Source organism: Zhongshania sp., from assembly GCF_041623545.1.
GTDB lineage: Bacteria > Pseudomonadota > Gammaproteobacteria > Pseudomonadales > Spongiibacteraceae > Spongiibacter.
On sequence record NZ_JBFJWS010000096.1, the window covers coordinates 1 to 10,588 of the forward strand.

The 10,588-nt window shown below is 50.2% G+C and carries 12 protein-coding genes; 1 reads left to right on the plus strand and 11 read right to left on the minus strand.

The annotated features are described in order from the left end of the window. From pilV (ABYT30_RS10315) to ABYT30_RS10355, 9 genes are all read right to left on the minus strand, one after another. Window positions 1–503: type IV pilus modification protein PilV (gene pilV, locus ABYT30_RS10315; protein ID WP_373083679.1), on the minus strand; the 503-nt coding region annotated here is incomplete at its 3' end. After that, complete coding sequence (locus ABYT30_RS10320) at window positions 503–970, minus strand: GspH/FimT family pseudopilin (protein ID WP_373083680.1); 468 nt, start codon at window positions 968–970, stop codon at window positions 503–505. The genes pilV (ABYT30_RS10315) and ABYT30_RS10320, both read right to left, overlap by 1 nt. Further along, a complete protein-coding gene (locus ABYT30_RS10325) occupies window positions 958–1,377 on the minus strand; it encodes a type IV pilin protein (protein ID WP_373083681.1) in 420 nt (139 codons plus the stop codon). Before ABYT30_RS10325 ends, ABYT30_RS10320 begins: the two co-directional genes overlap by 13 nt. A 157-nt stretch (window positions 1,378–1,534) precedes the next feature. Then, window positions 1,535–1,972, minus strand: a complete 438-nt coding sequence (locus tag ABYT30_RS10330) for a type IV pilin protein (RefSeq protein ID WP_373083682.1) — start codon at window positions 1,970–1,972, stop codon at window positions 1,535–1,537. A gap of 11 nt (window positions 1,973–1,983) precedes the next feature. Then, window positions 1,984–5,850, minus strand: a complete 3,867-nt coding sequence (locus ABYT30_RS10335) for a pilus assembly protein (protein WP_373096329.1) — start codon at window positions 5,848–5,850, stop codon at window positions 1,984–1,986. A gap of 32 nt (window positions 5,851–5,882) precedes the next feature. Next, a complete protein-coding gene (locus ABYT30_RS10340; protein ID WP_373083410.1) occupies window positions 5,883–6,428 on the minus strand; it encodes a PilX N-terminal domain-containing pilus assembly protein in 546 nt (181 codons plus the stop codon). After that, window positions 6,425–7,453 carry a PilW family protein gene (locus tag ABYT30_RS10345; RefSeq protein WP_373083409.1) on the minus strand — a complete coding sequence of 343 codons (1,029 nt, stop codon included), beginning with the start codon at window positions 7,451–7,453 and terminating at the stop codon, window positions 6,425–6,427. Before ABYT30_RS10345 ends, ABYT30_RS10340 begins: the two co-directional genes overlap by 4 nt. Window positions 7,454–7,455: 2 nt before the next feature. Then, window positions 7,456–7,896: a type IV pilus modification protein PilV gene (gene pilV, locus ABYT30_RS10350; RefSeq protein WP_373083407.1), complete on the minus strand. Its 441-nt coding sequence runs from the start codon at window positions 7,894–7,896 to the stop codon at window positions 7,456–7,458. After that, window positions 7,893–8,405, minus strand: a complete 513-nt coding sequence (locus tag ABYT30_RS10355) for a GspH/FimT family pseudopilin (protein ID WP_373083405.1) — start codon at window positions 8,403–8,405, stop codon at window positions 7,893–7,895. Before ABYT30_RS10355 ends, pilV (ABYT30_RS10350) begins: the two co-directional genes overlap by 4 nt. Before the next feature lie 170 nt (window positions 8,406–8,575). Between ABYT30_RS10355 and ABYT30_RS10360 the strand changes: the two genes are divergently transcribed. Further along, window positions 8,576–9,082 (plus strand): GspH/FimT family pseudopilin, encoded by a 507-nt coding sequence (locus ABYT30_RS10360; protein ID WP_373096331.1) that lies wholly within the window; start codon window positions 8,576–8,578, stop codon window positions 9,080–9,082. A 6-nt stretch (window positions 9,083–9,088) separates the two neighbouring features. On the opposite strand, the gene ispH is transcribed toward ABYT30_RS10360, so the two are convergent. Further along, window positions 9,089–10,036: a 4-hydroxy-3-methylbut-2-enyl diphosphate reductase gene (ispH, locus tag ABYT30_RS10365; protein ID WP_373096334.1), complete on the minus strand. Its 948-nt coding sequence runs from the start codon at window positions 10,034–10,036 to the stop codon at window positions 9,089–9,091. Between the two features lie 49 nt (window positions 10,037–10,085). Then, window positions 10,086–10,538 (minus strand): FKBP-type peptidyl-prolyl cis-trans isomerase, encoded by a 453-nt coding sequence (gene fkpB, locus ABYT30_RS10370; RefSeq protein ID WP_373096332.1) that lies wholly within the window; start codon window positions 10,536–10,538, stop codon window positions 10,086–10,088. Window positions 10,539–10,588 lie beyond the last annotated feature (50 nt).

Genomic DNA, 10,588 nt, shown 5'->3' on the forward strand with positions numbered 1-10,588 from the left:
CAGGCATTGTCCGCCGCTGGCGCCACCGTTTCACTTAACCCCTGCCAAGCAACTGTAACTCGGTATATCTGATCAACAGCATTCACTTGCACCACACAACCACGCGCACCGATCATTGCGCCCACATTCGCGTTGCTATCTTCGGTATCTTGTTCCGCAACGCCCTTCAAGGACTCATTCCAATCATTTAAATCGGCATCTGCGCGAGCCCGCTCCTCTGCAGTTCCTGCTCCGCATGCAGAAATACTGGTAACGCCATAGCCCAAGGTACGGCCATTACTACCATTCGAATAACAGCCAACAACATTGCGATTCGCATTTATGCGATCGCTCATGTCTTGCAATAAATTTAATGCCTGAAGGCGCTGATAGGCCTCTACCTCCTGCTGCACTGTCCTTACCATTAAACCGGCCGCGCCCATCATACCGACAAGCAAAACAACTAAAGCAACGAGGACTTCGATTAAGGTAAATCCCTGTATTTTTGTTTTAGCGCTTGGCATCAACATGCCCCTTTATTGCTAGACGGCTTACCATTTAAAGAAACAGCCACACAACGTGTACGATCAGCATTGCCTGAGTCCGGCGCCACGGTAAAGCTAACCGCGCTTGTTGCACGACCACTGCTGTTGTAGCTAAAACTCGTTAATCCCGCGGTCAGATTAATGCCATTTAAAGCGCCTTCAACGCGTAGATCTGTGCCGCCAACACTCACTGTCCAACCATTGTTCCAACCACCGCTGGCCTGCGCGACAGTAACACTGGTGTTGCGGGTCACCGCTTCACTGCGGGCCAAACTAATAGACCCCATCAAATCATTAGCGGCGCTGCGCACCCGCTGGCTTTCAATCAGACCATTAAACGCGGGGGCGGCTATTGATGCCAATATCGCCGCAATGGCCAAGGTCACCATGAGTTCAAGTAGGGTAAAGCCGCGCTGTGCGCCAGGTTTTGCGATCAGTTCCAGCATCGACTTGCCCCGCTCGCATGGCCTTTTTCACCTTTGCTATTCAGCGTAAGGACGCCGCAACTGTCGCTACTTTGCGGGCCAGTGGATATCGGCGTAGCTGTAACGGTGTAGCTCGGTGGCGTAGCAGTATTGTTACCGGCGGTGGTAATCGTGTAATTGGTAGAGACTTCCGTTGGTGGGGTAGCACCCAAAGCAGTCATATCAGCAGCGTAAGCGCGAGCATCTAAAAAATGCCGCTCCTGCAAATTCGCGACCTCCAGTAGGTAACTGGCTGCAGCTGAGCGATTCGCGCGCATGACATAGTCCCGATATGAGGGCAAAGCGATCGTGGCGAGAATCCCAATGATCGCAACGGTGATCATTAGTTCAATTAAGGTAAAGCCACGCTGGCGAGGGGCGTCATTCATTAGGCGCTATTATCCTGTAAATTTGGGCATTTACAGGCTAACGAGTGGCTAGGTCAATGTCAGTTAGATTCCGACAATTGGTTGATTTTCAGTGACAAACGGCGGGCAAATAAGCGGAGCTGTGTCATACGCTCCGCTAAAATTGGCGAATCCGCGTTTAACGACGCCAGCAATCTGCGACCGTTTTACTGGAGCCAGAAGGCTTATCAAGCAATGCCAGCTGCCCAGTTTCATTCAAGGTGAAATTACCGCAGGCGTCACCCGTCATTGGACCGCTGCGCGTCGCTTTTAGCGTAAAAGTATTATTACCAGCTGCTGTTGCCGCAATAGTGTAAAAAGTCGTGCCGCTATCCGGCACTTTAGTCACAAACACGGCCGGCAGATCGGTTCCACCTGCCGTCTTGGTGTAGCGGCCATTCGCCGAGTAAAACCGTTCCAATGCCTGAGCACTGCTAAAAAGTGCATTTGTCGCTTCATTGCGCCGTGATTTAGCAATTTGCTCTTGATAGCTAGGGTAGGCAATAGAAGCAAGTATGCCAATTATTGCCACCGTCACCATCAACTCAATTAGAGTAAAACCCGAATTCCCTTTCACGCCCCATACCCTCATTGAAATTGTCTCCACGACTGACGACCCAATAACTCTGTATCACCTTCTGACTCAGCGATCACTCTAAGACTACCACTTGACCCCGAGGTGTACTTAAACTCAACACCGTCACCACTGACAATAGCAGGTGTCTTGATCATTTCTCCTGTGCGGCGCCCGCTAATGGGGTAGTACTCGCCGTCGATCAAAATCATATCCAAATTATCGACAACACCGTCATCATTAGCATCCAGCGTTGGCGCAGTAAAACGGCCACCATTATCGGCATTCACTTCCATCAGCCAACTGCTACCACCGTAGCCGCAAACATTATCGCTCGGGATAATACTGGCGAAAATAATACGACCATTACGCAATATCGGGGTAGAGACTGCACGCTCACCCGTTCCCTCGCTATCTGTGCGGCCTGGAGGTAATAACTTTAAGCGCCAACCATATGCAGGGGGGGTATTAGCACTATTATTACTGACCACGCGAACTTTGAACTCAGTACTAGTGCCATCCGACAACACGCCATCGTCTTCGTAAATGACGGTTTGAGAGACCAGTAGCGTGCGATCTGTTATCGGCGCATCGTTATCACGTATTCCATAAAAATGCTGAATTTGAGGGGATGACCCTAGAATCGCATCACTATATTCAAAGTACTTACCGGTACCAAAGTACACCATGTAGCCGCTCTCATCATGAGAGCCAACGGTCGCACGCATGGTTATAGGTTGCGGCGTCCCAGAGGCATCGGTCGCGGTAAAGAGTGGCTTAGGGACATCACTCACGCCATTATTCGCTTTAAATGCGACGCTCCAACTGGCAATGGTGCTGCCCGTGAAGTCAAATTTCCACATATTGCCTTTCAGGTCGCCGGCATAAACGTAATCTGTAATGCGGTCATTATCGACATCCACTGGCACTGGTGTCGCCAAGCCATTGCCCACACCAGTAATACCGGTGTCGATAGCCTTTAATAAAGCCCCCGTTGCCAGATCAACAACAAACAACTTAACATTGTCGCCAGATTCGTAGCCGTTACCAAAAATGGCCACCCATTTATTCTCTGCCTCCAGACGGGCAATAACCGGCTCACTCATCGCAATACCGAGCTTGTCTGTCGACAGTGGCCCTGTAGCAAACTCCCACATAAAGTTCGACTTTGACATCGATGCTGGCGAGCTGGCATTAATCGCAAACACCGATTTACCACCGGCCCCCGTTGAGCCGACGACCACGGTTCGCCATGCTCCATTGATATAGGCATCACTACCACGAGGTGAACCATCCACCGAATATTTATGCACGTAATCCGGTAACGTCAAATCGGCCAGTTTGCTATAAGCTGACACCGGAATATAGCTCATCAGCTCTTTGCCTGTTTCAGCATTAAACACATGGAACATGGCGTCATTAGCACCTACATGCAGCGTATTGGGCCAGCTCTTTTTCGTTTCGAGGAAGGCTGTGTATTTGTCGCCCTCAGTACCACTTAAAATGGCGAAGCCGTAATCTGCTTTCTTGTCGGCATAAAATGGGTTGGAATTAACAATATCGCCAAGCGGACCGCCCCGAACGCGGAATTTAGTGCCCTCCTTGCTTTTGTCACCACGAATCCAAGCCAAGCGATCGAGGGCATCGGTTGCTGTACCACCCGCAGCCAACGCAACCTGAAGGCCAGCTGAAAGCAAACTGTAGTTTGCCGTGTTAAGGGGCAACGCCGTGCTCACCAAGGAATCTGGCAAGCCAATACCAACAATCACATTGCGAGCACTTATATCTGGCACCGCATTTTTGTCCGTATCCCACGCAACATCACCGACCGAGCCATCGCTATTCAATTTGTGAGCGACAATTTTGCCCGACCAATCCAAGCTATTAAAGCTGGCCTGATAAATAATGGTCGCAGAGTCCAATTTAGTTGAACTCGCGGCAATCGCCGCAGCCGATGATTTATTTTCGGCACTGATAGCACGTAAAACAGTAGATAATTCGGTGGCAAAGGTCGCAGGCTCGGAGGCACTAAAAAATCCGCCACGGCTATTCACGCCGGCGTGCAGTAAATCATCTATTTTATTCAAATCATCTGATGCGGGGTCTGGCCATGAAATCGTCGCGCCAGAGGCAATCGCATCAAATGCGGTTTTTGGGTCGACTTTACCGCTCACGCCAAAGCCAATACCGTAGGTCACCATATGCTGCCAAAACGCAGGGTTACCCTTGGTAACCGGCACTAAATTTAAATAGTCACTGCGTAGATCGTTTTTCCAATAATACATCGCAACATCGGCAAGGGTACTGCTCCAGCTATCGGTAAATGGCGACACCGCTTTATAGGTATAGCTCTGCCCCGACGGGCTGGTATGCGTCGGATTTGCAGTGCCATCGTTATTACCGGCCCGATCACCCGACGCCGCCGTGGAATTCCAGTAACCATCGGTCATTAACAACGCATAATTGCGACGGCAAGCCAGTTGTTCTCCATTTTTGAATCGACCCCAACCAGCTGTTTGTTCTCCCTGAATTCCAGGGCTACCCGACCACGGGCCTTTAGTGTCGGTTCTGGAATAATATTGCCCGACTGAATCCAATGCATAGCGCAGAGGGGTATTGGCATTTGGAATAGCCGTGCCGTAAAGCGATGAAAAGAAACCTGAACGATCACTGCCGCTAAATTCCCGAACGCCATTTATTATCACCGGGGTATTTACGCCATCAATATCACCGCTGCCCTTATTAATCGTTGCAAAACCAACGCGCATACCACCACTTTGTTCAGCAAAAGCCAGACCGGTGCCGGCCCGTGCCGTTAAGACCCGCGAACGATAGTAGGTGTACCAGTTAGCAAAATTTTGCAGCTCCTCGGTGTATGTGCAGACACCTAACGCGGAGGCGACACAGTCCGACCGCGCCTCACGGCCGTGACCTGTAAAAGTTTGCCCAAAGCGAATTTCCACTTTTTGGTAGCTTGCCCAATTCCAATCGCTACCCGCGCCCTTGTACCAAAAATACGTCGCCGGCCAAAAGTTTTTGGTCGCGGTGCTATTAGTACAGGCACCGGCACTCGTGCAGTCAACCCAAGTCGTACTATTGTAATTGCTATTACTAACCGTCAAATTGCGGCACTTGGCCTGATCAAACAGCAATGTGGTGTTCATTGGATTATGTAAAGCGCAGCTGGGATTGGCTGGCGGAAAACTGCTGCCATCCGCTTTTTTCCAAACTTGATAAGTCGTCGACGGATCGTAATACACTTTATTAATGTAGGCTGATCGACTCCGCGCATTGTAAGGTGAGTTATCGTCTACCGTCGGAACATAGTTGTGCTTATCATCTGAGCCATAAACACCATTAGCGCGGGGGTAAATATAATCCGTACCGCCTAAACGCAGACTGTCGGGCATGAGCTCACGCATCATTGACCCAGAGTCGTCCAAAATATACATAATATTCGGATTAATTGACTGAGTTAAAAACAAGGGGACTTGCGCCACACCCTCAACCGGTGGCGTATCGGGGGTACAACCCTTTTCAAGGCCTTGAACCGTCACCTTAGCCTTACACTGATTTACGCCCGAGGCATTGTTAGATACCGTCACGATATTGCCGGAAAACCAAATATCCGTCGGGAGGCATAGACCTTTGGCATCACTCGGATCCAAAACATAGGACACGATCTTTTTAATTTCACTCAAACCCGTAAAGGTATAGGAAACATTCTGCTTACGTATACCAATGTAGGTGGGTGTCGTCGCATTAATCAGGCAATCACCCGCATTCGCGCGCATCGGCAACACAGTACACAACGCTATAAACCCAGCGACTATTGCACCTTGCAGTAGCTGTGGCGCAATCTGTTTCTTCATGGTACTCATGGTACGCTCCTGCACAACTCGCGGTGCGGTATTTACTCTTTGCGTTTAAAGGTTGTGGTGAGCACAACCATATTGCGATCGCTCGCCCCGTAACCTCGGGCAATCACTCTAAAAAAACCGTCGCGTGCAACGACTCGGTCTGAATCGAGTACAGTGTCCTTTGACGATGCACGATTTAATTGCTGAATAATATACTCCGGCTGCTTGGATACATCCGGCACCTTATTAACCAGCACCTTCCAACCACTAGATTTGTAATCGGCCCAATCTGGCGACGCACACGCAGTTCGGGTATCTCCTGGATCTGGACACGACAAATAGCGCCCGCCAGTGCCATCAAAAACGCCAACAACACCTGATTTTAAATCCACTTCAGCAAGGCGCAGCGCAGCTTCTGCCGCCTGAAAGGCGATGGTATTGTCCTTCATATTACCGGCCATGCGCTCTTGCAGCGTGGCGGTCTGCATTGACGCTATACTAATAATAGTCAAGATCAGCATAAACACGAGACTGACAATCAAGGCCGCGCCACTTTGGCGTACTATTTCGCTCTGTGGGTGTGGTTTGCGCCGCTTCATTGCATTTTATTCCTGATGGCAAATACATTGGTGAACACCTGACGCATTCTGCCATCGTTGTTTTGCACCAAATCCCCCGCGCGGTTTAATAAGCGCTGCGCATCTTCCTTGCCGGTGCGTCCCACCACATTATCAGTTGAGCCGTAAAAGGTCAGTTCAATACGCACGCTTAACACCGTTGCCCAACTGGCCACTTCAGCTGCAGTTTGATAAACATCCACGCCGCGGTCATTGTTAGTGTCGACACCATAACTCAGCTGCATATTTTCTATACCCTCTACCAGCTCGATTGGTGCTGACACTACGCCGCCCGAACCGAGCCCACGCTGACGCATATAGAGAGCGTTAATTGGGTTACCCGCCGAACTCTTGCGACCAGTATCACCGATAAAAAAGTCGATTATTTCAAAACCAAAGACCTCGGCTTCACCGGTGTAAATTTTACTCAGGCGGTTAGCCGTGTTACTCGTCCCGATGGCATGGGTAAAGGTAGCAACGCCTTCGTCTGCCTGTTTTGGCGAGTTGGTGACCCGAAAGGTGTCACCACTAAAACAGTCGGACACCATAATAAAATCGCCTTGCATTACCTTGATTTTGTTGTTTTCGACTTTAATATTGGCATTATCGGGCGCTAAATTGCCGGTAATGGTTAAAAACTCATCGGAGGCGCGCTGTAAATGCACCAAATCCGTTCCCACAACAGCAGGTAAGGCATTACCCGCCGCAACATTGTCTTCCCCAACCAGAGCCGTTTCGGCACTAAAACCGTCACTTGGCGTCGCAATATTATTGTACCTAGCCGCGCCAATTGAGCTGCAGCCCATATAGCCCGCCATTCGAATTTCCCTAGCCAGCAAGCGCATGGCAAAACGCGCATTCTCTTGGATTTGCGCCATAGAGTCCTGCACTTTGGAGCTACTACTGGTCGCTAAGAAAACCTGAATCACCGCGGTACTGAGCAAAATACCCAAGGTAATCGCAATCATAAGTTCAATTAGGCCAAAACCGCGATTCGCTTTTTTCATTATCAAAACTCCGTCACAAAGACAAAGCTCTGAATATCGCCATCACCAATAATCCGCGACTTCGCCATCCGACTTTCATCCCATTGCACCGTTACCGTAAGCGCGTTACCGTTGCGGCTAATACCGCCATCCCCTCCAGGCAAACGCTGCGCTAACTCAGACAACCATTCTCGCAAGTCAACCTCAGTAATTGTGTCGCCGGTAGGTGCCTCAGCATCAATGGCTAAATCGTATGCCCCGATCAAGGCTTTTGCCCGATTCGCCCGCATCCGATCGGTAATATCATTTGCGAGAAAGACGGCGGTAGAACGCACATTGGCCAACTGATTAAATTTGACTGAGTTTAACTGCAAGGCCGATGCGCCAAGTACGCCGGTCGCCGTAATCAATACCGCAATCAATACTTCTATCAGTGACACACCACTTTGAAATCGACGATTCATGAGCACACTCGGTCTGCGATAGTCACTTGGCCGCTGGCGGTGACCGTCAAATCTCGATCATGACTGCATTTTTCCGGCGAACTGCGGTAAGTAAATACCACCGGTTTAGCGTCTTGTATAAACCCCTGATTATCAAAGGTTATGGAAGTCACCACTGTGCCGTCTAACTTTGCCTTAATTAAAGCATTTGTTTTAATCGCATCTGCCACTTTGAAGGTTTCACCATCGTCATAGCTGCCATTACTATTTATATCGACCCAAACGCGCCAACCTTTACTCCAATCTCCGGCTGTCGCTGTCAATGTTACGGGCCGCGCGCGCACTACGGCCTCAGAGCGGGCGGCGACCATAGACCTCATCAGCTGCTGTACATCCCCTCGCTCCCGAGAACTGTCTATGAATGCGGTGAAATTCGGCACAGCAACCGTTGCCAGAACCGCCACGACGGCCACGGTCACCATCAATTCGATGAGGGTATAACCTGATATTAATGTATTTTGGCGCAACATCCTGAGTTCCTTACAATCCTTGACATCCATTTTGGCTTACGTAAAGTAAATTGCTATAGATTTGACCGCCACTTCAAGCAAGAATCACCGACTAGCCGGTAAAATATAGCGGCTAATATACTTTATCGCCAATAACGTGCAGTTTAAGCCACTATGGAAAGGAGTCCATAATGGAAAACCGAGGGGTCACCTTAATTGAACTTATTTGCGTCTTAGCAATCAGTGCCATTTTAGGCCTGATCGCGGTGCCCGCTTTGAGTCATTTAGTTAAACAGCAACAACTGCGTAGCGCCGCCTATAATCTTTATCATTTACTCAGCAACGCCCGCGCCACGGCGATTTCACAGCAAAACAGAGTCAGCGTCTGGAATCAAAATGGTGATTGGCGCAATGGCGTTGAGCTATTTATTGACAGCAATAGCAATGGTCAGCGCGAGAGCGACGAACCGAGTTTGTACACAGGAACAAACCAAGAAAATATTTATATTAGCGGCAACCACTGGGTCGCGAATTATGTTTCTTATTTGCCCAATGGTCGAACCGCCACCGCCAGTGGTGCTTTTCAGGCGGGCACCATAAGCTTGTGCAAATCAGGGGTAAGTGACAAATATCAGTTAATTATCAGTCGCAGCGGACGATTGCGCCTGCAAAAGGTCGCAAGTAGCAGCTGCCCCTGAGAAAATCTACGAAACCTCGACCAAACGGAGCTCTTTGGGTAGCGAAAAGGTAATATTTTCCGGCCGGCCATCGAGCTCAACCGGGGCTTGCGCCCCCAAATCACACAGGCGCTGCACCACGGAATGAACCAAGACTTCCGGCGCGGATGCCCCCGCGGTGATGCCAATACGGGGGTTGCCCGCCAGCCACTCACTGCGGATATCAAGTTCACTGTCGATTAAATAAGCGGAGCAGCCAATACGCTCAGCCAACTCCCGGAGGCGGTTGGAGTTTGAGCTATTCGGCGAGCCAACCACCAAAACCAAATCAACCTGCTCGGCAAGGGACTTAACAGCATCTTGACGATTTTGGGTGGCGTAGCAAATATCGTCTTTGCGGGGCCCCTCAATATTGGGGAATTTACTGCGCAGTGCTTCTATTACCGCGGCAGTATCGTCCATCGACAAGGTCGTTTGGGTAACAAAAGACAGTCTATCGGGATTTTTCACTTCCAGCGCCAATGCCTGAGCAACATCCTCAACCAAATAGATGTCACCGCCGTGGGCGCCACTGTATTGGCCCATTGTACCTTCTACTTCCGGATGCCCTTTGTGGCCGATTAGCACGCATTCGCGACCGTCGCCGCTGAAGTGAACAACCTCCATATGCACCTTGGTCACCAACGGACAGGTCGCATCAAAAACCTTTAAGCCGCGTGTTTCGGCTTCTTTACGCACAGCCTGGGAAACCCCATGGGCACTGAAAATCACAATTTTGTCGTCGGGCACTTCGACAAGTTCATCGACAAACACCGCGCCGCGCTGACGCAGGTTCTCAACCACAAATTTATTATGGACCACTTCGTGACGGACATAGATCGGCGCACCGAACACATCCAAGGCGCGGTTTACGATTTCAATCGCGCGATCAACTCCGGCGCAGAACCCCCGGGGGTTGGCCATCAATATCGGCATTTTACGCTCTGTACCCGCCACTACATCACCTACCTGCATCAATACTCGTTTACTTGCTGTCAGCCTGCGCGCTAACACGCAGAATTTCAACTCGAAAGGCCAAGCTTCGACCCGCCAAGGGATGATTAAAATCAACCATCACCGACTCGTCATTCACTTCACTAACGACGCCAGGCAACTCAGCTCTCGCCGCATCCGCAAAAGAAATCACCACGCCCTCTTCCAGCACCATGTCGGCGGCAAACTGACTGCGCGGGAAGCGCTGAATATTGGCCGGGTTGCGCTGGCCAAAGGCATCTTCTGGGGCGAGGGTAAAGGTTTCGCTGGCACCGGCACGCAAGCCAAGTAGCTTGGCTTCAACACCGGGTAGCAGGCTACCATCGCCGTAGCTAAAGGTTGCAGGCTTACCGTCAAAGGTGGAATCCACTTCATCGCCATCAATGATACCTAGGGCGAAGTGCAGAGTAATTTCAGTGCCGGGGCCAATTTGTATATCAGTCATTCAATAGAATCCACACATCCCTTAGGATGATTTTTCAGTTTCGGGATTTA